Origin of the sequence: Methanobrevibacter sp. (assembly GCF_030539665.1) — an archaeon.
In the GTDB taxonomy this organism is placed as follows: Archaea; Methanobacteriota; Methanobacteria; order Methanobacteriales; family Methanobacteriaceae; genus Methanocatella.
On record NZ_JAUNXR010000002.1, the window covers coordinates 250,903 to 277,516 of the forward strand.

A 26,614-nucleotide genomic window follows, 5' to 3' on the forward strand; every position below is an offset into this window, starting at 1 on the left:
TAACTACCAAGTCATTGAATCAAAAAAGACAACGTCAATTATATCATCTTTCTGATATCCTTCATCATTTTCATCTATTATGATATAGCTGTTCGCCTCTACCATCGAACGAATTATACCAGAACCCCTATTCAAAACATGTTTTGCAGTGTCATCATCTGAAACCGCCCTAATGAAATCTGTCCTTCCAAGCTGTGAAGGAATCTTAAGCTGTGATACCCTTTCAACAATTTCAAAATCAAATTTGCGACCTTGCATTTCAAAAAGATATTTCCTGGCAAACATGTCAAATTGAGACATGGCAGCAACAGGCTGACCTGAAAAAGCAAAAACCATAGTATCATTTACAATTCCAGCACCAAATGGTTTTCCCGGTCTAATTGATACGCCATGAAGTAAAACTTCACCCAAATCTTCAACAACGTCAAGAACAACATCACCTTTAGATAATGCAGTTCCCCCAGTAGTCATTACAACATCATACTCTTTAGATGCTTCTTCAATAGCAATTTTAACATCCTCAAATGTATCCCTTGCTCTTCCAATACTAAAAACAGCCCCAGAGTCTTCTATCATTGATGATATGGTAAATTGATTAGAATTAATGATTTGTGCAGGTTTCAAATCTTCTTTAGTTGGTTCCACAAGTTCATTTCCAGTAATAATCAATTTGACTCTAGGTTTTTCATAAACTTTAACTTCCCCATAACCAGCAGAAGCTATCAGACCCATTTCCTGATATCTAATAAAAGTGTTAGGAGGCAAAACCACATCTCCTTTTTTAATATCTTCTGCCTTAGGGCTTACATTCTCACCAGGAGTAACTTGAGAGGTTATTGTAACCTCATCCCCTTCAGTTGTAGTGTATTCTTTCATTAAAACAGCATCAGCCCCATCTGGAATAGGTGCTCCTGTAGCTATTATAATAGCTTCGTTTTCTCCCACTGTTTTATTAGATTCAGAACCAGCACCAATCATATCAACAATTTTGAAAGTTTTAGGTGCTGAATTAGAAGCGCCAAAAGTATTCTCAGCCTTTACAGCAAAACCATCCATAGCAGATTTATCGAATGGAGGAGAATCATGAAAAGATAAAATTTCTTCAGCCAATACTCTTTTATGAGCTTCTTTTAAAGGAACAACTTCACTTCCCATTACTTTTTGATGAGAATAAATTTTCTCACGTGCCTCATTAATTGAATCTAATTTAGAAAGAAACATACAAACACCATTTTAAAAAGCCATATACTTTTCCAATACTCCATGATAAGCATCATCTAATTCTTTAACAGAAATATCTACATTTTCTGATAATTTTAATGAATCTCCTTTAACTTCACCGATTACTGCAACTGGAACATTAATTTTTTCTAATATTTCATCAACAGCATCTGATTTTACGGTTACAATATATCTTCCATGAGATTCGCTGTATAAAAGTTCAGCTACATCCAATTCATCATTAGTTGGAATTGAAGTCACATCAACTTCACAACCAATTCCTGATTTTAGAGCCATCTCAGAAAGGGCAATGATGATTCCACCTGCAGATACATCATGAACTGCAGTAATATTCTTATCAGAATCCTCTTCAATAATATTTAAAATTGTCTCACCATTAGATACTTCTTGATCAACTCTTACTCTTGGAGCCATTCCATCTTCAATATCATAAACTGTTCTTAAATATTCGGATCCGCCTAACTCATCATAGGTTTCACCAATTATTAATATTTTATCTCCTTCATCTTTAAAGTCCATGGTTCTGATGTTTTCAATGTTTTCAACACCAATAACACCCACTGCAGGTGTTGGATTAATTTTAACTCCTTCTGTTTCATTGTAGAAACTTACATTTCCACTAATAACTGGCGCATTGAATTTGTCAGCAACCTCTGACATTCCCTCAATACAAGTTTTGAATTGCCATAATACGTCAGGTTTTTCAGGATTTCCAAAGTTAAGACAGTCAACGACAGCATAAGGAGTAGCTCCCATTGAAATTACGTTACGAATAGCTTCTGCAACAGAACCTGCTCCACCATGGTATGGAGACAATTTGGTATGAATTGTATTGGAATCGGTTGTAAGTGCAATAGCAGTTTCATCATCGATTCTTAAAACAGCAGCATCATCACCAGGTTTTACCACAGTCCTTACTTGAACTTCATGGTCGTATTGTTTGTATACCCACTGTTTACTTGCAATATTTGGTGAAGATAAAATCTTAATCAAGGATTCTTCTATATCAACATGATCTACTTCTATTTTATCCATGTTTTCAGGAATCTCTTCTAAATCACGGTCAATTGATGGCGGATCAGCTAAAAGAATTGTTGGAAGGTTAGCTAACTCTTCCCCATCATCAATAATAACCATATTGTTTCCTTCGGTAACTTCCCCAATAACAGTGGAAACGATTTCGTGTTTATCACATATTTCTTGAGCTTTTTCAACATCATCAGGATTTAATACAAATACCATTCTTTCTTGTGATTCAGAAAGCATGATTTCATATGGTGTCATTCCATCTTCTCTTAAAGGAATTGCCCTCAAATCTACTTTAGCACCATTTTGTGAAGAGTCTGCAAGTTCAGATATACAACAAGTTAAACCTCCACCACCTAAGTCTTTAACACCACTAACATCAATGTTTTCTAAAATTTCCAATGAAGCTTCAAGCACTCTTTTTTTGGTGAATGGATCAGCAACCTGTACTGCTGGACGGTCTTCAGTTTCACTGTCGGAAGTAAGTTCCTCAGATGCAAAGGTAACTCCATGAATACCATCACGACCGGTAGTTCCACCCATCAAAAAGAATACATCTCCAACATTGGGAGCTATACCCCTTACGATTTTATCTTTTTCAACAAGTCCTACACACATAACATTTACAAGAGGGTTAGTTCTAAAAGATTCATCAAATTCAACTTCTCCTGCAACTGTAGGGACACCTACTCTATTTCCGTAGTCTGATATCCCTTTTACAACATGTTCAAACAGGTATCTTGATTTTTCATCATCCAATGGTCCAAAACGAAGTGAATCAAGTAATGCAATTGGCATTGCACCCATAGATATAATATCTCTTAAAATTCCACCAATACCAGTTCCTGCTCCCCCATAAGGTTCAATAGCTGATGGGTGATTATGACTTTCCATTCCAACAGCCAATGCATATTTATCGGTTACTGATACAAGTCCTGCATCATCACCAGGACCCAATATAATATTTTCTCCTTCAGTTGGGAAACATCTGAGCATTGGTCTGCTGCTTTTATAAGAACAGTGCTCTGAAAACATTACATCTAACATTCCCTCTTCTAAAGAGTTCATTTCTCTTTTAAGAATTCCTTGAATATATTCAATTTCAGAATCTTCTAAAACCATATTTAAACACCTTTTATAGTTTTATTACATGTATACAGACTTCTTCACCCTCAATATCCCAATTTTTAAGATAGTGGTTAGGGTCGTCGTTTTTAGTTAATTCACAACTTTCACAGTCTTCAATATCAGAAACGATTAAAGTACGTGCTCTAACTTCATTAATTATAAATTTAATTTGTGGCATTACCCAATCCTTGAATTTGGTTGTTGTTTTAATCATGACATCAATGTTAGCTTCAACATCCAAATCAAGATCTTTTCTCATGTCTTGAATTCTTCTAATAAGCTCACGTGCCATAGCTTCTTCCATGATTTCTGGAGTAATATTGGTATTTACGAATACGTTTCCTCCTTCAAATTCTGAGCTTACGAAGTCATCAGGAAGTTCAGTATCAAATAAAATATCATCACTGGTAAGTTCAAAGGTTTTTCCATCTTCTTCTATAATGAATAAATCATTTTCTTCGAGTTCTGCTTTTACTTGATTTCCATCAGCCGCTTCTAAGAATTTTTTAACAATACCCATGTCTCCCTTAAGTCTTGGACCTAATGTTTTGAGATTTGGTTTTGATATGAATGAAAGATTTTCAAATTCAGTAGCAGTTATGACTTCTTTGGTATTGGATTGGTCTTTTATGATTTCTTTTAAGTCGTCAATAGCTGTTAATACATCAGCATCCTGTGATACGATTGTAATGTCACTTACTGGCCATCTGAGTTTATATCTTGCAATGTCTCTTGCCCTAGCTGCCGCTTCAATTACTTCACGCACAACATCCATTTTAGATTCTAACTCTTCATCAATTGCATCTTCATCATAGCCCCAATCATTCATATGAATACTTTCATTTGCATTCTCATCAATGCCTAAAACAAGATTTTCATAGATGTATTCAGTTATATGTGGTGCAATCGGTGCTAAAACATTGATTAATTTAACTAAAGCAGTATAGAGACTGTAATATGCACCTAGTTTATCTGGATCGTCACTTTCAACCCAAGTTCTTCCACGAATTAATCTTACATACCAACGACTTAAATCTTCTAATATGAAATTATTAATTTTACGAGTAGCCTTATGGAAGAATAAGTTATCTAAATCTTCAGCCACCTCTTTTACAAGACTATTGGCTCTTGAAATAATCCATCTATCTTCATCACGAAGTGTATAATCTCCTTCTTTAAGGTTTGTTGGATTAAATTTGTCTAAAGACATGTAGGTTGTTGAAAATACATAAACATTCCATAAGATGTTAAACATTTTATTGATATTATTTAATTCATCCCAAACGAATTTAAGGTCATCCCATGGTTTGCTTGCCCAAAGCAAGTAGAATCTTAAAACATCGGCACCATATTTCTCAATAACTTCTTCTGGTGCAACTACATTTCCTAAAGATTTACTCATTTTTTTACCGTCTTCATCTAAGACAAAACCATGCATTAAAACTTTTTTATAAGGTACTTGATCAAGTGCAATCACTCCAGTACCTAATTGAGAATAGAACCATCCTCTGGTTTGGTCATGACCCTCTGTAATGAAATCATATGGGAACCATTGATTGAATTTGTCTTGTTCTTGAGGATAGTATAATGATGCCCAACCAGCTACTCCTGAATCAATCCATACATCTAAAACATCAGGAATTCTTTCAACGGTAGCTCCACACTTATCACATTTCATTTGAATTTCATCCACATAAGGTCTGTGAACCAATTCCTCATCATCAACATCAATTTCATTTAATGACTGTTCTTTAAGCTCAGCAACAGAACCTACTACTTTCAATTCTCCACAATCAGGACATTCCCATATAGGAATTGGAATACCCCAGTATCTTTGTCTTGAAATAGTCCAATCTTTAGCATTGTCCACCCAATCTCTAAATCTTCCTTCACCAGCCCATTTAGGGACCCAGTCTACTTGTTCGAGTTGATCTAACATTTGTTGTTTAATGTCAGTTACTTTTAAGAACCATTGTTTGGTAGCTAAATATATAATAGGAGTTTTACATCTCCAACATACACCAAACCTATGCTCGATTGTTTCATTTTTATGCATTAAATCTTTATCAAGTAAATCTTGGATAATTTCAGAATTAGCATCCTTACAGAATTGTTCAGCGTATTTTCCAGCTTCTTCAGTATAGTTACCGCTTTCATCAACGGGACAGAAAATTGGCAAATCAAATTCTTTTCCAAGTTCAAAATCGTCTGGCCCATGTCCAGGTGCAGTATGTACAAGACCTGTACCTTCTCCAAGTTCAACATGGTCCCCAGGCAATATTGTGTGTACATGTTCAGTTCCTTCCAACTCCAATTGTACAGGAACTTCAGAACCTAAAGGATAATCATATTTTGTATCTATTAAAGTGTCACCTTTTACAACTTTAATAATTTCATAAACATCTTCATATTCTTCAATGATTTTATCTTCTTCCCCTTCTTCCTCTGCAGGAACTTTAGTTTTATATACTAACTGTGAAGGGCCTAAAACAGTTTCAACAAGATTTTCAGCTAATATTAAAATTTGACCATCAATTTCAACAAATGCATAATCAAAATCAGGATTGATTGCAATAGCTAAGTTAGATGGAAGTGTCCAAGGTGTAGTAGTCCACACAAGGAAATATTCAGGCAAATCGTTATCTTCAATTAGTTTTTCACTTACTGGGAATTTAACAAAAATAGATGGATCTTCGCTTTCAGTATAATCAATTTCAGCAGCTGCAAGAGCTGTTTCACAATGAGGACACCAGCTAATTACTCTTTTATCGTTTACAAGCAAATCTTTTTCATTAGCTCTTTTTAAAGTCCACCATGCAGATTCCATGTATTTAGGATCAAGAGTCATATACGGATCTTCCCAATTCATCCAAACTCCCAAATCATCAAATTCATGTTCCATTGCCACTTTATTGTCCATTGCAAACTCTTTACATTTGTCTACAAAAGTAGCTATTCCAATGTCTTCAATTTCTTGTTTACTTTTAATACCCATTAGCTGCTCTACCTTATGTTCAATCGGAAGACCATGCATATCCCATCCAGCTTGTCTTCTTAAATTGAAACCATTCATACTTTTAAATCTCAAATATGAATCTTTAATTACTTTATTCCAAGCAGTCCCTAAGTGTATTTTACCACTACAATATGGAGGTCCGTCTAAAAATGAATATTGAGGACCATTAGCTCTTAATTTATTTACTTTTGCAAAGGTGTCATTTTCCTTCCAAAAGTTTTGAATAGCTTTTTCAACTGTTTTATGATTATATGATTTTTCTGCCTCTTGTATTGGCATTTTAATTCTCCTTTAGATTATAAAATAAACTAATATTTCAAATAAAAGTAAAAAAAGTTAAAAAAATGTAAAAAATGAGTAAAGAAAAAGGAAAATTATTTAGAAAGTTCTAGCATTTCCTTTTACAACATTTTCAGTGATGACAGAAATGTCTTCTAACCATCTGTCTACAATTCTTTCAACTTTGAAATTAACGTCTTCTAATTTTACCCCATCATCTAAAATAAGTTGGGTACTTGCTGCTTTAGGTTGGTCGATTGGTTTTCCTATTTGGCTTAAAACCATAATGTTTACTTGTTTTACGCCTTCAACGTTTTCAACAATATCATTTGCCATTTCGGTACATAATATGTTATATATTTTACCTACGTGGTTAATAGGGTTTTTACCAGAAGTTGCTTCCATGGACATTGGTCTGCATGGAGTGATTAAACCGTTTGCTCTGTTTCCACGTCCAACAGATCCGTCGTCACCCATTTCAGCGGAAGTTCCGGTTACGGTTAAGTAGTATCCTGATGCATCTTCAGATTCATCATTATCTGCAGTATTTACATATACTTTAACTTCTCTATCAGTGTATTTAGGAGCTAAATCTGCAACAATGTCTTTTAATTCTTCACGAATTGAAATGTAAGCATCCCTATCATCCACATATTTAGATACCATAGCACAAGCAATGGTTAAAGTAATATGATCTTCTTCTCTTAATCCCATAACTTTAATATCTTCCCCAACAGCAGGGTGTTTTGCTTTAAATGCTTTAGAATTTAATAATTCTTCAGTAGCTAAAACTAAAGATTCAGTTTCAGATAAAGGAGCATAACCTACACCAAATGAAGTATCATTAGAACTTGGTGCACCTTCTCTTTTGAATACATCTACCAAGTCACCAGAACCGTGTCCAATTTTACATTCAACAACAGTATCTAAATTCACATCTAAGTTAATAATAGTATCGTCTAAGAATTCTTTTGCAGCTTCAATAGCTACTACATCAAGAGGGAATTTAACACCATCGTATTCTGATACTCCCCTACCAGTCAATAAAATATCGATAGGTTTTAATACTTGTCCCCCACCAAATTGAGGATTAGACTCACCAGCAGTAATCTGAACTTCATCGGTGTTGTGGTGAAGAATTCCACCTAATTCATCCATATACATATTACAAAGAGCTTCACTTACAGTTTGTCCAAGCCCATCACTAATACTGTCAGGATGTCCGATTCCTTTTCTTTCAACGATTTCAATGTCTAAATCTTCAATATAAGTTTGATTTAATTTATCTACTATAATATTTCTCATACTATCAACACATATCAATTATTTTAAGATTAATGATATATCTTTTATATCTTTAATAATAAAAAGGTTTGGTAATAAATCGTTGAAAATGGGAGAAATAATAAAATAATTTTATTTTATTGGTCAGAAATCTAATATTTGTCTTTGTTTAAAAGAAAATCAATAATATTAATCTTTTTAATACCCTCATATTCATAATCAATAGGATCCATTGACAAAACATACTTAGGATAAGCATCATTTATTTTTGTAAGAGGTTTGAATTCCCTTTCACGAGTTTTTTCATCAGCCATCAAATAAGTCACTTGAATATACAATTTATCCGAACCTTTTTGTGCTACAAAATCAACTTCACTTTGGTAGAGTTTTCCAACATTAACCTTATAACCCCTTCTTAGAAGTTCCAAATATACAATGTTTTCAAGAATCTGACCAATATCCTTCATATTGCTTCCAAACATGGCTTCCCTAAATCCAAAATCTGTTAAAAAGAATTTTTCATTAAATTTTAATATTTTCTTCCCTACCAAATCTTTCCTGTGAACTTTATGAATAAAACAGGCATTTTCAAGATATTTCAAATAATTGTAAATAGTTTCACTTTTAACGCTTCTGTTTTCACTTTTAAAATATTTAGAAATGCTATTGGCTGAAAATATTTGACCAACATTATTCATTGTGAATCTAATCAATCGCTCCAATAGATCAATATTATTAATTGAAACTCTTTTTAAAACATCATTGAAAATAATGGATTTTTGAAGGTCTTCAAGGTAACGAACCTTATTGTCATCATCCAATTCTAAAGTAAAGGGCATTCCCCCAAATTTTATATATCTATTAAAAACAGCATTAGTATCTAAATTTATACCATTTAATTTATTATAGCTAATAATTTCTTTAAATGAGAAAGGATAAATCTTGAATTCAATATGTCTGCCAGTTAACAATGTTGCCAATTCACCAGATAATAAATTAGCATTTGATCCAGTTATATAAATATCTACATTATAATCAACCAAAAAAGAAGATATGCTTAATTGCCAATCTTTAACATTCTGAATCTCATCAAAGAATAGAAAATATTTTTGATCTTTATCCATTATGTAATCTGAAACAAATAAATTCAAATCATTATTGTCAAAGATATTTTGAAAATTACTTGAATCAAAGTTTATAAAAAGAATATTTTCATCTTTTATCCCCCTATTTTTAACTTCTTCAACAATTTGGGATAAAATAATTGACTTTCCACAACGTCTAATTCCAGTCAAAACTTTAATAATATTTTTACCAATTAATGGAGTGATTTTTTCAAGATAATCTTCTCTTTTAAGTATCATATTATTAAATATTTATAAATAATATAAAAAAGTTTCCTTTCCAGGGTGAAACTTTTAAAAAATATAAAAAAGTTTCCTTTCCAGGGTGAAAGTTTTAAAGATAAAAAATACTATAAAAACAATTTCACACTATTAAATACTAATCAATTAATAAACTTTGAAAATTAATTTAAACTAATGAAAATTATCAATAAAAACGAATCTAAGAAAATTATGCTTGCAGACAGTTATTTTAGTAGATTAAAAGGATTAATGTTCAAAAAAGAGATTGATTATGGCCTTTTAATAAGAACAAAACTTGGATCAAGCATACACACATGCTTTATGCTATTTCCCATTGACGTTTATTTTATAAAAAATAAAGAAATCATTGAAAAAACAACACTAAACCCATGGTCTTTTTACAAGCCAGTAAAAGAAGCGGATTTTATTTTAGAATTTAGAAAAGATGATTTTAAAATAAAAAAAGAAGATGAAATATTAATTATTCAAAATAATCAAGAATATCTGAAGGTTCTTCGTAAATACTAATTCCATCCATTTCAGATAATTTCTGAGTATTTTCTATATCAATATCCCTCATATAAAGAGTAATTATTTTTCCTTCAGAAATTGCATCCTCAGGACAGGAATTTTTACATAATCCGCAGCCTATACATTTTTGAAGATCAATTTCGCTGTAAGGAATAATAGCTCCATTTTCACAAACTAGACTAGCAACACAATTATCGCAATTTTTACATTTAGATAATTCTAGTTTAGAAGGCAATACTGTTTCAATAGGGCCAGGATGGATGTCAACAGGCACTATAGCTACTGGAGTTTTACTCTTTCCAGATTGTGCAACAGCATTTGTAACTAATGTGTCTGCAATTCCATAGACTATTTTTGAAACTGTATTTGCAGTAGCAGGACTTACAATAAGCAAATCATATTTACCTAAAGATAATCTCCCAGTTATAGGATAACTAAATTTCTGATTATTATCTGTTGCAAGTTCTCTATATTTACCACCAGTTAAAGATTTTACCCTTTCGAAAAGCCCATACATTTTAAGAACTTCTTCACCAGCCCCGGATAAGAATACGGTAACTTCATTATCAGAAGCTAATTTTTCAAGTAGTTTAACTGACTCTTCAAGTAAATGTCCTGCTCCAGTAATTGCAAAACCTATTCTCATAATTTGTGAACCTTATAACCATCTCTTTCGGAAAATGCATATTGAACAGTAGTGTATTGGTTCATAAATTCTTTTACATCTTCCTTAACGTCTTTTTCATCCATAGCCACTGCTTTTATAAATTCAGCTACTTCAGCCATTTCTTTTTCTTTTAATCCTCTTCTGGTTATCTCTTGAGTACCAATTCTTAACCCGGATGGATTATCACTATCATCTACATTGTCACCAGGAAGAAGATTTTTATTTAAGACAACATTATTTTCAGCCAAGTCATGAGCAATGTCTGTTGCTGGGCGAATATCAGATACTCTAACAGCAATTTGATGGGATTTAGTAAATCCTTGATCTTCACACAATACATCAAAACCTAATTCATAAAGACATCCTGCAAGAGTTTGAGCGTTTTTAATAATTTGTTTAGCATACGCTTCACCGAATTCCATCATTTCAGTGTTAGCTATTCCAAGACCAGCTAAATGGTGAAGGTGGTGGTTACTTACAACACCAGGGAATACTGCATTGTCAATCTTATCTTTATATGCAGCATCGCGTGCGAGAATAATTCCTCCTTGAGGTCCTGGGAATGTTTTATGAGTACTTCCCATCATTAAATCTGCTCCTTCTTCTAAAGGTTGTTGGAATTGGCCTCCAGCAATTAATCCTAAAACATGAGCGGCGTCATACATAATAGTAGCTCCAACCTCATCAGCAGCTTCTCTTGCTTCTGCTACAGGATGTGGGAATAAGAATAGACTACCACCAAAGAGAACTATCTTAGGTTTTTCTTCCAATATTTTCTTATTCATTGCATCAATGTCAATGTTCATTATTTCCGGATTGAACGGTTGGTTGATTGTTTTTAAACCACAAATTCCAGCTGCACTTACTTTCGCATGGCTAATATGTCCTCCGGTTGGAACTTCTAAAGCCATTAACTTATCTCCACGATTACCGAAAGCAAAAAATGATGCCAAGTTTGCAGTTACTCCTGAAACAGGTTGAACATTTGCATAAGCTGCATTGAATAACTTTTTAGAGGAAGCAATTGTCAAATCCTCAATTTGATCAACATATTGGCATCCTTCGTATAATCTTTCATGAGATTGTCCTTCTGCATATCTGTGTTCAAAATCAGACACGATAGCTTCTTTAACTTCTACACTTACGATATTTTCACTTGCAATAAGATTAATACTATTTCTCATGTAGTTAGTATGATTTTCGATAATGTTTTCAAATTCATGTAATTCATTTAAGTTATCAGACATTTAGTACACCTATATCATCAATAAGAATAATTTGATTTTTATAAAATATAATATTTATGTTGAATAAGATTTTAAATTAGTAAAGACATTGAATTAAATGAAAAATAACTTCTATTAAATAATATTCAAAAGTTTAGACCCTAAAAATATAAAAGGCATCTTAAAGCATTACTTATAGGATTAGAAAAATGAGATAAATGTCTTATTAAATATAGATTGAATAATTAGTAAAAAATAAAAAAAGAGAAATGAAGATTGAATCTTCAAATCTATTTACCGATGTCTTCAAGTGCAGCACTGATTTGTGCCATGATTTGATCGGTTTTGAAGTGTTGTTGATCCATTGCACCAGATGGACATGCACCTACACAAGTACCACATCCTTTACATAATGCAACGTTGATTTCTGCGTGGTCGTTACCAGCTTCACCAACAATGGAGATAGCTCCGTATGGACATAATTCTACACAAACTTCACATGCACCACATACTAAATCATCAGTACGAGCTACAATAGGTTCGATTTCTACTTCTCCTTTGGACATTGGGATTGCTGCTCTGGATGCTGCAGCTGAACCTTGTGCTACGGAGTCAGGAATATCTTTAGGACCTTGTGCTACACCAGCAACGTATACACCGTCGGTTAAGGTATCAACAGGTCTGAGTTTTGGGTGAGCTTCCATGTAGAATCCGTCACCAGATCTTGAAAGACCTAAGGTTTGTCTTAATTCGTTGGAACCAGCAGGGTTTTCGAGACCAACAGCTAATACAACTAAATCGTAAGTAAATTCAGTTACTTTTCCGATTAAGGTATCTTCTGCTCTGATGGTTAAGGTTCCGTCTTCGTTTTCGAAGATTTGAGCTGGTTTACCTCTTACAAATTCAATACCGTATTTTTCTTGTGAGGTTTTATAGAACTCTTCGAATCCTTTACCGAATGCACGGATATCCATGTAGTAACAGGTTACATCGGTATCTGGTTCGTGGTCAACACATAATTGTGCGTTTTTGAGGGAGTACATACAACATACTCTTGAACAGTAAGGTTTACCGATTTGTTCATCTCTTGAACCTACACAGTGGATGAATGCAACACGTTTAGGGGTTTTACCGTCAGATGGTCTGATTACGTGACCTTCGGTAGGACCTGATGCGTTGATCATTCTTTCAATTTCCATACCAGTAATTACATTGCTGTAACGGCCGTATCCATATTGGTAAATTCCACTAGGGTCGAATGGGTCGTAACCGGTTGCTGCGATAATAGTACCAACTTTTAATTCGATCATTTCTGGTTCTTGTTTGTGGTTTACAGCACCACGTTCACAGATTTGGTCACAAAGCATACATTCAATACAGTAGTTTTTATCAATAGTTGCACATAATGGTACAGCTTGTGGGAATGGGATGTATGCAGCTTTTACCATACCAATACCTTCGTCGTAGTAGTTTGGTATTTCAATAGGACATACTTCTACACAAGATCCACATCCTACACATAATTCTTCATCAATGTATCTTGGTTTTTTCTCTACACCTACAGTGAAGTTTCCAATGTAACCGTCAACGGTTTTTACTTCAGCATAGGTAATTAAGTCAATATTTTCGTGTTTTGCAGTATCTACCATTTTTGGTGCAAGAATACACATGGAACAGTCAAGAGTTGGGAAAGTTTTATCTAATTGTCCCATTCTTCCACCGATGGTTGGGTTTCTTTCTACCATGTAGGTTTGGAAGCCCATGTCAGCTAAATCTAAAGCAGATTGAATACCAGTTACTCCTCCACCAATAACAAGAGCTTTGTTGTCTACTCCTACTTTGGTTGCTTCTAATGGTTCTAATAATCTTGCTTTAGCTACTGCCATACGAGTTAAGTCTTTTGCTTTTTCAGTAGCTGCTTCTGGTTCAGCCATGTGTACCCAAGAGTCTTGTTCTCTTAAGTTAGCAAATTCAAATAAGAATTTGTTTAATCCTGCTTCTTCTACACATCTACGGAAAGTAGGTTCGTGAAGACGAGGGGAACATGCTGCTACAACAACTCTGTTTAAGTTGTGTTCTTTAATGTCTTCTTGGATTAATAATTGACCTGGGTCAGAACACATGTATTTGTAGTCTTTAGCTACTACTACATTAGGTAAACTTCTTGCATATTCAGCTACTTCAGGACAGTTTACGACTCCACCAACGTTTACACCACAGTGGCAAACGTAAACACCGATTCTTAATTCTTCGTTATTATTTTCTGCCATATTTTATTCACCTTGTACAAGTTGTGACATTATCTAAAATATTTTATAAAAAACAGATTAAATTTTAGATAATAATAATGTAGTTAGCACACTCTTATAAAGGTTTCTAAAAAAAACTTGGAGTAAAGTATATATATGATAAATGAAATGAAGCTTTAAAATAACTTAAAAATTAAAACAAAGACAATATAGTCTAATTTAGGTTAATAAAAAAAAAATATTAGGAATGACTAAAAAAACTTTAAATTAAACTAATAATAATTGGCAAAGTTATTAAAGAAAATAACGTATTTGACAATATGCAATCCGAAGTTACGTGATAGTCAAGATCATATGTAATTGCAAGCAACAATGAAAGCATTCCAGAAGGCATTGCAGCTTCAACAATAGCCACATCATACTCCAATCCTGATAGATGGAGAAGAGAAACAATAATACAAGCGATTAAAGGAAAAATAAACAGTTTCACCACAGATGTGAAGGCAATAGATGGGATGTTCTTATGAAGACCATTCAAATTAAGAGCTAAACCTAATGAAATCATAATTAGAGGAATTGCTCCTTGACCCAAATAATTAATTACGTTATCCAACACCGGCCCAATGGGAACATTAAATGCATTCAATAAAATTCCCAGAATAACTGCCCATAAAGCGGGAAAGAGTGCAACTTTTTTTATGGCAACTTTTGAACTGCCTCCAAATTTTAGAATTAAAACAAATGACAATATAATAAAAATGAATAAAGTACCTAAATCAGAGAAAATTGCTCTTAAAAAACCACTATTGCCAAAAATTCCCAAATTAACAGGATATCCCATAAACGCAGTATTTGCAATCATGACAGTGACAACAATACTCCATACCTTCCTATCATCAAAATGAAGACTTTTTAAAATTATATAACTAATAACACCACAAACACATGATGAACCAACAATAACAAAAGGCAAAACACCAAGTTTTGGAATCAGGTTCAAATCAGCAGAATAAAGAGCTGAAAAAATCATACATGGCATTAAAAGATTCATTACCAAGTTATTAAAAGGAGTGACGTCTTTTTCAGACAATAAATTAATTTTTTTAAAAATATAACCTAAAGCAATTAAAATTGAGATAGATAAAATAGTTGTTATAATTGCATCCATTTAATAGAATATATATTTTTTAATATAAAAAGTTTGGATTGTAGAACTAATCTACAATACCATCGTTTGTAATTTTAAATACACATTCACCTTCAGGAAGGTGTGGACTGTCAACCAAACGTGCAATTCTTTTACCAGCAAGTCCTTTTTTAAGCCAAATTCTGTAAGTTGAAGCGTGTCCTAATACATGTCCACCAATAGCCTTAGTAGGACTTCCAAAGAATGAATCTGGTTTTGCTTGAACTTGATTAGTAATGAAAACAGCAATATTATAAGTATTTGCAAGTTGTTGAAGTGCATGTAAGTGTTGGTTTAATTTTTGTTGTCTTACAGCTAAAGATTCACGACCAACATATTCTGCTCTGAAATGAGCCATGAGAGAATCAACAATAACTAATTTAATATTATTGCCTTGTTGGATAAGTTCATTAACCTTTTCAGCCATTAAGATTTGGTGAGAAGAGTTGAATGCACGAGCAATGTGAATATTTTGTAAAACTTCTTCGTGATCTAATTCAAAGCCGTCAGCAATTTGTTCTACTCTTTCTGGACGGAAAGTATTTTCAGTATCAATGAAAACACATTGACCTTCAAGACCTCCTTGTTCAATAGGAAGTTGTACTGTAACAGCCAATTCGTGAGAGATTTGACTTTTACCAGAACCAAATTCTCCAAATACTTCTGTAATTGATTGGGTTTCAATACCTCCACCAATAAGATCATTGAACCCTTGACTTCCTACAGAAATACGGCCTACTTCTTTTCTTCTTTCAAGAACATCATATGCAGTTTCAAAGTCAATCTTTTCAGCTTTACGTGCTGCTTCAATAACTTTTTCTGCAACACCTTCACCAATTTCTGCTTTTACTGATAATTCTTTTGGAGTTGCAGTAGCTAATCTCATCATATCTGCAAAACCTGCATCTCTTAATTTTTCTGCTGTTTTTTCACCGACACTTGGCAAATCTTCTAACTCTACCATAATAATCACCTAGTAATATTTGGATAAAATCTTTTTAGGACTTAATCTCATTTCTTCATTATATTCATCAAAATTAACATTAGCAATAACTTCTACGTTTAAACCGTTTAAATCTTCAATTTTACCTTCTAAAACACCGAAATCATCAGATTCACGAATGACATCAACAATCTCATCAATTGTCATTCCAAGTAACTCTTCTGCCAATTTATTAAAGAAAGTAATTGAAATTTCTTCACCATCTTCATCTTCAAGTCTTGCAGGAATCATTAAAAGATGTTTAGGTTCATCTATTTCCTCTCCACAATAATCGCAGACATATTCATCCTCACCGAATTCCTCAATTGTGTTGTTACAATGAGGACATTTAGTAATTAGTACCCTATTGTTAGATGGATCTCTAATAGTTCCACTTATACGAATATTGGAATCATTTTCTTCTAGAGTTCCTATTGTTCTGGATTGGTAGATCATTTCTTCCAATTCTTCAAATGAAGGCAAGTTTTCAATTTCAGATTCTGAAGGTACTAAAATAGAAGTAGCCCTATTAGTTTGTAGTTCAATTCTGTTGTCATTGTCATTATATACAACTCTTGGATTTTCAATTTTAATTGCTTCACCTATTTCAAAATCCAACATTGCATTAGAATCCCATAAAACAACTTTAATACTGCCAGTTAAATCTGCAATTTCAATATTTCTAACAACTCCCTTTCTTCCATCTTGTCTTTCAAATTCACGAGGTTCGTTAATATCAATTATTCTTGCAATAATACGTGTTTTACCTTCTTCGTATTCATCATCCTCATCAATTTCGTCAATGGACTTAGTTGTGTAAAGCATTTCTTCTATAATTTCAAAGGATGGTAAAGCATATGCATCCTCTTCTGATAATTTTATGATTCTTGATGTGGAACCTACATTTAATTCAACTGCATGCATTCCCATTTTAGTTCTGGCATTTTCAATTAAATATGCTTCACCAGGAGTAAATTCATAATCTGCTTTTTCTCCCCATAATGCCAATCTTACTTCCCCAGTACCATCTGAGAAATCAACAGAACGTACAATTCCTACAGTACCATCATCTCTTTGGAATTCGTTAATATCGAAAACAGACACTATTCTACCCATAACATCAACTTCTTCACCATCTTCATCGAATTCCTGAAGATCGCTAATGCTTATTGGATGCATTTGTTGTATAATTTCATCAAATATCAATCTTTCATCTTCAGATATATTATCCGGATTTATTGATATTTGGGTTGTCCAATTAGTATTTGCTGAGTAGCCAGATTTAGTGTAATCATCAAATCTAATTTTTGCACCAATGATTTTTACAATATCTCCTTTATTAATAGGCAAATCTGTATCATCACCCCAAAGAGTTACTCTAATTGAACCTGTTTCATCACCTATTTCAAATGAACGAAGCTTTCCGTCACTACCATCATTTCTTGTAAATGTTTTAATGTCCTGAATTTTGGTTACGACACCTAAAAGATTAACATCATCTCCTTCTTGAACTTCGCCAATTTTAGTAATAGGGTTTGAGAAATCTGGAAGATCGTAATCTCCTTTAATAATTCTTCCATCCCAATGGGACAATGAAAGTTCCCCATCTCTTCCTTCACGAACTTGCGCTTTTAATATTTTAACAGTGTCTTCATCCTCAAGACCTAAAGTTTTAATTAAATAAACATTATTATTCCATAAAGTGTAAGATATCTCACCAGTATCATCTCTAAGTTCAAGGGATGCAACTTTACCGTCTTTACCATTCTTTTCATATGTTCTTACGGTTGGAATTCTAGTAATTCTTGCAATGACATTGACTTCTTCATCAGATACGTCAATATCTCCAATTTTGGTAATTTCTTCTTCATATACTGGAAATTCAGGGAAATCGCCTTTCAAGACATTTACAGTGGAATTTGATCTTAAACTAGCTTCGAGTTTTCCGCTGTAATCGCTTCTTTTTATTCCAACGTTGTTAATTTGAATTACGTCCCCTTCATTAAACCTTTTCATGAGTTTTATATTAATACTCCAGAAGGTTGCTCTAATAGAACCTGTATCGTCAGCAATTTCAACATTAGCTAGTTGACCTTCTTTACCTCTGCTGTTTTTAAAAACTTTAGGGTTGCTTATAGACATTACCCTTCCAGAAATAGCAGTAGTTTGATCGCTTCTGTCTGTTTCGGCCAAATCAGCGATTTTTGTTCTAGTATATTCTTCATCCTCATAATCATCAGATTCTTCTTTTTCGGTGTCAGGAACTGTTTCATTATAGACTAACTCCGCCAAATCTTCTTCAGTCATGAAAGGATTATTTTCATTTTCTTTTCTATGAAACTCCATTCTTTCCTCAAATTTCTCTTCAGAAATGAAGTCTTTAATCTCTTCATAAAATTTTTTACGTATTTCATCGTCCATACCAAACCCTCACGATATCAATTAATATACTATATACTATTTGACTATATAAAACCTAATAGATAGAGCATTTGAAAAGTAATATATGAAAAATAAAAAAATCAATATGCATTAGGATTTTTCTTTAAAATGGTCTTAATCATAATACCAAGGTCTAATCCCATATGCCAGTGCTCTACATATTCAATATCATACTCTATACGTTTTTTAATAGAAGTATTACCTCTACAACCATGAATTTGAGCCCAGCCAGTCAGTCCAGGTTTAACTTGATGTTTAATCATGTATTTTGGTATTTTTTCTTTAAATTCATTAACAAAATATGGCCTTTCCGGTCTAGGACCTACAACACTCATCTCACCTTTTAAAACATTGAAAAATTGAGGCAATTCATCAATACTTGTCTTTCTAATAAAAGATCCTATTTTTGTTTTTCTAGGATCATCTTTTGTTGTCCATTCATGTTTCTCCTCATTAGGATCCTGAACCTTCATACTTCTAAACTTGTACATCATGAATGATTTTCCATTATGGCCAATTCTTTCCTGTTTAAAAATAATTGGCCCTTTTGATGTTAGTTTAATAGCTATTGCAGTAAAAATCATAATAGGAGAAGTTATAATAATAGCTATAATTGCAATAATATAATCAGAAACTGTTTTAAGAACTTTATTGAATGCATCATTCAAAGGAACATATCTGATGTTGATAATCGGCATGTCTTCAATCATGTCTATGGAAGGTCTTGCAGGGAAATATTGATAATAATCCGGAATAATCTCCGCTTTTATCCCCACCTTTTCACAGCTAGCTACAAGGCTATCAATCTTATAATAATATTTTAATGGGATAGCTAAAACAACCCTATCAAAATCGTTATTTTCAAGTACCTCTTCCAAATCATTAAAACTGCCAATAATCTTACTTCCTTCTATTTCTAACCCCACCCTATCTTTACGGCCTAAAAATCCACTGATTTTAAAACCCAAATATGGATTGTTGCGAATTTTTTGGGCGAAGTTAAATGCAAGATCATTGTCTCCAACAACAAGGATATGTTTTTGATTTTTGTTATTGGAACGAATACGCTTTAAAATACTTCTTAATACAAATCTCTCAATAATACCAAAGAATGTGGCAATGATAGCTAAAAGTATTAATAATATTCTAGAAAAGTTAGGTTCATTGATAATAAACAAAACAGCTACAAGAACAATAAATGCAACTATATTTACCTTTATGATTCCTGTTGCTTCTTTAAATATTGTTCTATGAGATCTGAATGGTTTATACAAACCAAAAGAGAAGTATAGTATTAAATATGTTGGAATAACAGCAAGTATAAGAAAAATCAAATATTGTTCGAAACTTAAGTGTCCTCCAATAGGCCCAAATAATGTAGTTTTAAAACGTAATAACCATGCGCACAATAATGAAAAAGACAACATCAATACGTCAATTAAAACTAAAAGCAAATTGAAAGCTTTTTGATTCTGTTTTATCATAGTAATACTACACCCTTAACTACTATTTTTATTAAAATACTAATTAATTTTTTCTTTTAAACAAGTTTAAAAATAGCTTTGAAAAACATAATAAAGCTATACCTAAAAATACAGTAATATTCATGAAAAATGAATTATCATTATATAAATGTTTTTTATAGTAAATATACATTGCCCTATAAAATTCATATATCAGCTTGGATTTTTGCTTTTTGCTGCTGGCTCCTTTATAATGGAGTATCTCGGATTGACCGTAATAGATGATTTTCCATCCGTTCTGCTTTATTCTATAACAGAGATCAATATCTTCACCATACATGAAAAATGTCTCATCAAGAAGGCCTGAATCCTGCAAAGCTTCCCTTCTTATAAACATGAAGGCTCCTGTAAGGCAATCAATTTCATATATCCCATCGTCGTCAAGATTATCCAAATTATAGTCATTGTGATTGGTTTTTATATAGAATAATCTTGAAAACGCATTGGCGGGATTTGGAAATGATCTTTTGCAAGCCTTATCCAATTCCCCGTTTTCCAGAAGCACCTTACATCCTACCGCCCCTACATCCTGATGTTTTTCCATATAATTATAAATATTTTCAAGAGTGTTCTTTTTAATAATTGTATCTGAGTTTAAAAGTAGTATGTATCTCCCTTTAGATTGTTTAATTGCAATGTTGTTGCCTGCAGCAAAACCTAAATTTTCATCTGACTTTATGAATTTGACACTTGTATCTTTAAAGAAATTCTTAAGCTTTGATAAGCTATCGTCTGTTGAATTGTTATCAGTAACAATGATTTCAACTGTAAAAGGATAGTCATATTTTAGAATTGAGTTAATAGTGTCTCTTGTAAGCTCAAATGTATTATAATTTACAATTATAACAGAAAGATCCATATTATCACTTTAAAAGTTTGAATGTGTTTTTTATTAATTGGCCTTCAATCTTAAAATAGTTCTTGATATTTTTAGATTTGAATTTTACTTTATTAATTTTTTCTTTATTATCCAAGCCTTCCCGAAGGCCCTTAAGATAAATGTCCCCATACCCTTTTCTTTTGAAGAACAAATATTTGATTAAAAAACCCAAAATTAAAAATCCGATATTCAAAATCTTTTGTGGAATTGGCAGATTTTTATAAACCACCCAAACGTTATTTCTTGCAGCCAGCCTAATTTTAAATTCATTGTATCTGCTACCGGAAGTTCCGCTTCCCTTATGATAAACAATGGCCTTTGGACAGTAGACATTTCTATACCCGTTGATTTTGGCCCTATATGACAAATCCACATCTTCCATATATGCAAAGAAGTTTTCGTCAAACAATCCTATTTCATCTAATATTGATTTTCTATAAAGTGCAGCTCCGGCACAACTTGAAAAAACTTCACAAACCTCATTGAATTCGCTTGATGGTTTGTTATCACCTATTTTTTGAGTATATGCAAGTAAAGTGTAGCTATCCCCCGCATCATCAATCAGATTAGGATAGTCCATTTGAATCATCTTTGATGAAAGAGAAAATATTCTTTCATCGGTTTTTATTAGTTTCAACAGCTCTTCAATGGTATCCGATTCCAGTTTTACATCATTGTTTAAAGAGAATACATAAGGATATTTGGAAGCTTCAATAGCCTGATTTGTTGCCTTTGCAAAGCCCAGATTTTCCTTGTTTTCAATCAGCTTAAAGTCAAAATCCTTTGGATATTTCTTGATAAACTCTACGCTATTGTCACTGGATCCATTATCTACCATTATAACTTCTCCAATGTATTTAGAATTTAAATTAAGAGAATCAAAATAGTCTTTTAAGAATTTTTCACCATTAAAATTAGGAGTTACTACAGAAACTTTCATTCAATTCCATCCTTAAAGGTTTTCCATGCTCTATAATATAATTTTGGATTTAGTAAGAATAATTTTATTTTAAATCTAAATTTACTTTCTCCTTTAAAATTTTTAAGTTTTATTAGTAGATCTAATTGTTTCATTACATTCATTAATTGATTAAATTCATAGTCATGATAAAAGAAATACATCAGATTTCCAAAAATCGCTTTTGGAATTCTGTTTGTTATGATTAATTCAGCCAAATCGTTTAAATTGTTTTTTTCGTAATATCTGGCCAGATTTTCAAAAATATCAACAATTTCAAACCGTTTAAAGTCCGCTTTACCAGTTGCTGAATTCTCTCTTTGCCTGTAGAAATAAGTCGGTTTTGGGCAAATTCCCAAGACATTTGCATTTATTAGATTTTTCAGAACAAATTCGGTATCCTCACCATAAATTGCATTTTCATTGAATTTTTCTGTTATTAATTCTTTTTTATACATTATTTGACAAAAACTAAATGGAATATTCATAGTAAGCTCTAATTTTATTAAATCTTTTGATGAAATTCTGTTTTTACCGTCAATAGAAAGATACAATTCCTGATCACCGACAATTTCACCCTTTTCGGTAATCTTAAGCATTTCCGTAAAGCTCCCATCATTACCATTAGCATTTTCAAATAAGCAACTTATATGATTTTTAGCTATTATATCGTCATCATCGACAAAAATGACGTATTGTCCTTTTGCATTTTCAATTCCAACATTACGAGCATGACTTACTCCATTATTTTCTTGATTTATAATAGTATAATATATTTTTGAATCTTTTAAAGTGTTTTTTATAATATCCAGGCTATTATCAACTGATCCATCATTAACAATTATCAATTCAAAACTATTAAAATCCTGATTAATGACTGAATCCAATGTTTCTGATATATATTTAGAAGAATTATAAACTGGAATGATAACACTCACATCAATATTCATAATAATGCCCCATTATTTTAAAAGTAAATCTACAATCCTCTCAGATGATTTGCCGTCAATCCTATCAAATTGATTTTCTAAAAACTTGGAATTATTGATTTTGAAATCCTTGCTTTCGATGCATCCAATTAACTCATCACTGGTCTTCACAACCTTTCCTGGAGACATCTCATCAAAATCAAAATAGAATCCCCTTTCATTTGACAGATAATTATCCAAATCATAAGCGAATAAAATGACTGGCTTGTCCAATGCTGCAAACTCGACAGCCATAGAAGAATAGTCAGATATCAATAAATCAGAAATCATCAGCAACTCCTGTTCATTTTCAACACCTGAAACATTAATTAAATTCTCATCAGAACCTATCATTCCTTCATAGAACTTTTTGATTTTAGGGTGGAGCCTCAATGCTAAAACATAATCCTCCCCCAGCCTATCATTGAATTCATCCAAATCAAAAAAATTAAAGACATCATTGTTATATTCATTGTCTCTGAATGTAGGCGCATACAATACGATTTTCTTGCCTTTGGCTTGAGGAAATCTATTATCAAATTTCTCCCTTAAATCATCATGCTTTTTAAAATAATAATCCATCCTGGGAATTCCCAATGATTTTATTTTTGATTTGTCAATTTGGAAAGCTTCTTGATAAAAGTCAGCTATATTTTTAGAAGTGTTAATCAGATAGGTAATATTTTCATTAGATTTTTTAATCAATTCTATTTCTTTTTTATTGTTGCTGCTGGAAGCTCCAAACTTCTTAAATGCTCCAGGTGCATGCCACAGCTGTGTTATAACAGTACCTTCATTGAACTTCATGTTGGCCATTGCCAGAAAATTATCATTCAAAAAAACGTATTTTGATTTGGAAAGTGTCTTCAAATCCTTAATTGACAATCTATTTTTATTGTAAAAGAAGAATTCAAAATCTCCTCTTTTTTTGAATTCATCTTCAACATGTTTAAAATTAGAAATAAAAGACTTATTATCGTCAATGATAAATGAAACTAAATTTTCATCAATATTGGAACTTGAAACACTGTTAAAAATAAACCCAAATATTTTATGTTTAAAGGACATGGTTACACAATTTCTAAATCTTTAAGTTCATCGTCGGATGCTTTTTTAGCTGCTTCAATATAAGCATCACATACATAATCTACATCTCCATCCATGACCAATTTTCCTTTATCAAGCCAGATAGCACGAGTGCATAACTCCCTTATCTTAGCTGTTGAATGTGATACCAATATTACGGTTGTTCCAGACTCCATCATTGACTTTATCTTATCTCCACTTTTTTTCTGGAATCTTACATCCCCAACAGAAAGAACTTCATCTAAAATCAATATTTCGGGATCGACAACAGTAGCTACTGCAAATCCTAACTTAGCCTTCATACCAGAAGAATAATTCTTAATAGGAACTTCAATAAACTCCCCAAGCTCTGAAAATTCTAGAATCTCATCATATTTTGTTTCTAGAAATTTTCTAGAATATCCTAAAATGGAACCGTTTAAAAATATATTTTCACGACCGCTGTAATTATGGTCAAAACCTGCACCTAGCTCTAGAAGAGGTGCCACCTTGCCTTTAACTTCAGTAGTGCCTGCAGTCGGTTTATATACACCAGAAAGAACTTTTAATAAAGTACTCTTACCGGCACCATTAAATCCTATAATTCCAACTCTTTCTCCTTTTTTTATTTCAAATGAAACATTATCCAAAGCTTTGAAATGTTCTTTAGGTTTTATCTCTCTTTTGATAAATTTAATGACATACTCCTTAAGATTATCAATTTTTTCCTGAGGCAATTCAAATTCCATAGAAACGTTGTCTACTTTAATAGAAGTTTCCTTTTCAAGCTCTGCAAGTTCCTTTTCGGCCGCTGAAACAGTTTCAGGCTTGATTCTAGCCTTTTCAAACTCATTTTTGCCAATATCTGAACCTTTTGGATAAACTTTCACATGAAAATCTTTAGATTCACCCGTATATTTGTTGGATGAACTTATTGCATAAGTTCCTTCACGAGCTCCTTTTATAATTAATTTTAAAGTTGAAAAACTCTGTCCCCTTACAGAAGGATACCAAATCATGTTTTCCTCATCCAGCTCATCCTCATATACCTTTACCTGATCGGCATCCAACCTATTGACCTTGTGAGACTTGAATTTATATTTGACTAGCTCCAATCCATCAGGAAGATTGATTTTGACTGCCTGCTTGTCCTTCAAGAGACCGTTGGTATTTCTAAAGGTTATGTTGTACTGGAGAAGATCCCCTTCAACCTTCTGCAATGGATTATCTTCAGTCGGAAAAGTAGGGTTTGATTCCCCTGTTGATAGGATGTACATAGGGAAGTCATAGATTACCTTAATACGAACGAAATCTAGAAGAAGCCTTCCCTCATTCTTTGAGATGTTTTCTGGAAATTCTATTTCAATTCCAAAGTCCTTTCTGTTAACGTCCTCATATGTTAAGCCAAATTCATTTTTCTGAAAAACAACGGACCTATTGGCAGGATAGATTGAAGCCACAACATGAGATTCCTTCTTAACCTCTCCTAAAGTGATGAAAGGAGGGTTTACCACTATCAAATCAAAATTATTCTCTTTAGAAAAATCATGTTCCACAATAATTTGTGTTATAATAGCCTTTTCTGGAATATTAAAATCAAAATCTGATAAAAATAAAGGAGCCGGTTTTTGGTGTGGTTTAAGATCACATGAAGATAACTTTTCCCAATCGTCAAGCTTTATATTATCTAAATCAACCCAACTACCATCATTCTCAGATTCTTTTTGAATAACACTACCTGGATATCTAACTTGACTAATCATTTAAACACACCTATAGATTAAAGATAAATTTGTTTTGATATTTTCTAAATACATAAATACCTATTATTAATGATACGATTGATGATGCTATTAAATATAACAATGTCCCAGTTCCCGGAAATGTACCGTTGAGTACAATATCCCTAAATGAAGTTACTGCAGCATAAAGAGGATTCAATTTAAAGAAAAATATAAATTGCTTTGGAATAATAGAAATCGGATAGAAAATTGGAGTCATATAAGCCAATAACATTACAAGAACCCCGTAAAGATATTTAATATCAGTGAAAAATGTTGTAGCTGTAGCTAAAATCAAACCAACACCAAATATCAATATAACTAGGAAGAATATTGGAATTGGAGCATAAATCAAAGACCAGTAAAATGGAGCCTTTGTAACAATCATTACCGCTACAAGCACTACAAGAGATATTAGGAAATTTACAAATTCGGAACAGATTATTCCAACCGAAAACATATATTTTGGAACATAAATCTTTTTAATAATGGCTGCATTTCCTTTAATGGAATTCATAGCACCATTTGTCCCAGCTGCAAAGAAATCAAATAATAATTTACCACATAACAAATAAACTGGGAAATTTTTAATGGTTTTTCCAAAAATAAATGAAAATACAATTGTTAATACAATCATTGATAAAAGAGGGTTTAAAAAACTCCATAAGAACCCCAATGTTGAATCCTTATATTTTCCACTCACATCCCTTTTAACAAGTTCTCTCAATAAAAAAGAATATTTGGAAAAATTTTTAAACAATTGCTTATCATTAAACATTTAAAAACCTAAAAATAAATTAATTAAACTTAATAT

At 32.5% G+C, this 26,614-nt stretch carries 19 protein-coding genes; 1 reads left to right on the top strand and 18 read right to left on the bottom strand.

Translation table 11 applies throughout. The features are described 5' to 3' along the window. Window positions 1-3: 3 nt before the first annotated feature. The 5 genes from glp to Q4P18_RS03805 all read right to left on the bottom strand — a co-directional run bounded on the left by glp (window position 4) and on the right by Q4P18_RS03805 (window position 9,339). Complete coding sequence (glp, locus tag Q4P18_RS03785) at window positions 4-1,221, bottom strand: gephyrin-like molybdotransferase Glp (protein ID WP_303335770.1); 1,218 nt, start codon at window positions 1,219-1,221, stop codon at window positions 4-6. Window positions 1,222-1,233: 12 nt separating this feature from the next. Further along, complete coding sequence (purL, locus tag Q4P18_RS03790; protein ID WP_368660182.1) at window positions 1,234-3,390, bottom strand: phosphoribosylformylglycinamidine synthase subunit PurL; 2,157 nt, start codon at window positions 3,388-3,390, stop codon at window positions 1,234-1,236. 13 nt (window positions 3,391-3,403) lie between these two features. Then, on the bottom strand, window positions 3,404-6,691 hold the full coding sequence (gene ileS, locus Q4P18_RS03795; RefSeq protein WP_303335773.1) for an isoleucine--tRNA ligase: 3,288 nt from the start codon (window positions 6,689-6,691) through the stop codon (window positions 3,404-3,406). A gap of 99 nt (window positions 6,692-6,790) precedes the next feature. After that, a complete protein-coding gene (locus Q4P18_RS03800) occupies window positions 6,791-7,996 on the bottom strand; it encodes a methionine adenosyltransferase (protein WP_303335776.1) in 1,206 nt (401 codons plus the stop codon). A 131-nt stretch (window positions 7,997-8,127) separates the two neighbouring features. Then, window positions 8,128-9,339, bottom strand: a complete 1,212-nt coding sequence (locus Q4P18_RS03805) for an ATP-binding protein (protein WP_303335779.1) — start codon at window positions 9,337-9,339, stop codon at window positions 8,128-8,130. A gap of 213 nt (window positions 9,340-9,552) precedes the next feature. Between Q4P18_RS03805 and Q4P18_RS03810 the strand changes: the two genes are divergently transcribed. After that, the gene (locus Q4P18_RS03810) at window positions 9,553-9,870 is read left to right on the top strand and encodes a DUF192 domain-containing protein (protein ID WP_303335781.1); all 318 of its coding nucleotides are present in this window, start codon (window positions 9,553-9,555) and stop codon (window positions 9,868-9,870) included. On the opposite strand, the gene Q4P18_RS03815 is transcribed toward Q4P18_RS03810, so the two are convergent. The 13 genes from Q4P18_RS03815 to Q4P18_RS03875 all read right to left on the bottom strand — a co-directional run bounded on the left by Q4P18_RS03815 (window position 9,824) and on the right by Q4P18_RS03875 (window position 26,578). Next, a complete protein-coding gene (locus Q4P18_RS03815) occupies window positions 9,824-10,519 on the bottom strand; it encodes a dihydromethanopterin reductase (acceptor) (RefSeq protein ID WP_303335784.1) in 696 nt (231 codons plus the stop codon). The genes Q4P18_RS03810 and Q4P18_RS03815 overlap by 47 nt on opposite strands. Next, window positions 10,516-11,787 carry a serine hydroxymethyltransferase gene (gene glyA / locus Q4P18_RS03820; RefSeq protein ID WP_303335787.1) on the bottom strand — a complete coding sequence of 424 codons (1,272 nt, stop codon included), beginning with the start codon at window positions 11,785-11,787 and terminating at the stop codon, window positions 10,516-10,518. The genes Q4P18_RS03815 and glyA overlap by 4 nt, the downstream gene beginning before the upstream one ends. A 269-nt stretch (window positions 11,788-12,056) precedes the next feature. Next, complete coding sequence (locus tag Q4P18_RS03825; RefSeq protein ID WP_303335790.1) at window positions 12,057-14,036, bottom strand: CoB--CoM heterodisulfide reductase iron-sulfur subunit A family protein; 1,980 nt, start codon at window positions 14,034-14,036, stop codon at window positions 12,057-12,059. A 241-nt stretch (window positions 14,037-14,277) separates the two neighbouring features. After that, window positions 14,278-15,183 carry an AEC family transporter gene (locus Q4P18_RS03830; protein WP_303335793.1) on the bottom strand — a complete coding sequence of 302 codons (906 nt, stop codon included), beginning with the start codon at window positions 15,181-15,183 and terminating at the stop codon, window positions 14,278-14,280. Between the two features lie 46 nt (window positions 15,184-15,229). Next, window positions 15,230-16,165, bottom strand: coding sequence for a DNA repair and recombination protein RadA (radA, locus tag Q4P18_RS03835; protein ID WP_303335796.1), 936 nt, complete (start codon window positions 16,163-16,165; stop codon window positions 15,230-15,232). A 9-nt stretch (window positions 16,166-16,174) separates the two neighbouring features. Continuing rightward, a complete protein-coding gene (locus tag Q4P18_RS03840) occupies window positions 16,175-18,604 on the bottom strand; it encodes an OB-fold nucleic acid binding domain-containing protein (protein WP_303335798.1) in 2,430 nt (809 codons plus the stop codon). Window positions 18,605-18,705: 101 nt separating this feature from the next. After that, window positions 18,706-20,109 (bottom strand): undecaprenyl-phosphate glucose phosphotransferase, encoded by a 1,404-nt coding sequence (locus Q4P18_RS03845; RefSeq protein ID WP_303335801.1) that lies wholly within the window; start codon window positions 20,107-20,109, stop codon window positions 18,706-18,708. Between the two features lie 43 nt (window positions 20,110-20,152). Then, entirely contained in the window at window positions 20,153-21,007 is an 855-nt protein-coding gene (locus Q4P18_RS03850) for a glycosyltransferase family 2 protein (protein WP_303335805.1), read from the bottom strand. 4 nt (window positions 21,008-21,011) lie between these two features. Continuing rightward, window positions 21,012-21,968 carry a glycosyltransferase family 2 protein gene (locus Q4P18_RS03855; protein ID WP_303335808.1) on the bottom strand — a complete coding sequence of 319 codons (957 nt, stop codon included), beginning with the start codon at window positions 21,966-21,968 and terminating at the stop codon, window positions 21,012-21,014. Beyond that, on the bottom strand, window positions 21,965-22,936 hold the full coding sequence (locus tag Q4P18_RS03860; protein ID WP_303335810.1) for a glycosyltransferase family 2 protein: 972 nt from the start codon (window positions 22,934-22,936) through the stop codon (window positions 21,965-21,967). The genes Q4P18_RS03855 and Q4P18_RS03860 overlap by 4 nt, the downstream gene beginning before the upstream one ends. A gap of 12 nt (window positions 22,937-22,948) precedes the next feature. Next, a complete protein-coding gene (locus Q4P18_RS03865) occupies window positions 22,949-24,022 on the bottom strand; it encodes a CDP-glycerol glycerophosphotransferase family protein (protein ID WP_303335812.1) in 1,074 nt (357 codons plus the stop codon). Window positions 24,023-24,024: 2 nt separating this feature from the next. After that, entirely contained in the window at window positions 24,025-25,782 is a 1,758-nt protein-coding gene (locus tag Q4P18_RS03870; RefSeq protein WP_303335815.1) for an ABC transporter ATP-binding protein, read from the bottom strand. 10 nt (window positions 25,783-25,792) lie between these two features. Beyond that, window positions 25,793-26,578, bottom strand: a complete 786-nt coding sequence (locus tag Q4P18_RS03875) for an ABC transporter permease (RefSeq protein ID WP_303335818.1) — start codon at window positions 26,576-26,578, stop codon at window positions 25,793-25,795. Window positions 26,579-26,614: the final 36 nt, after the last annotated feature.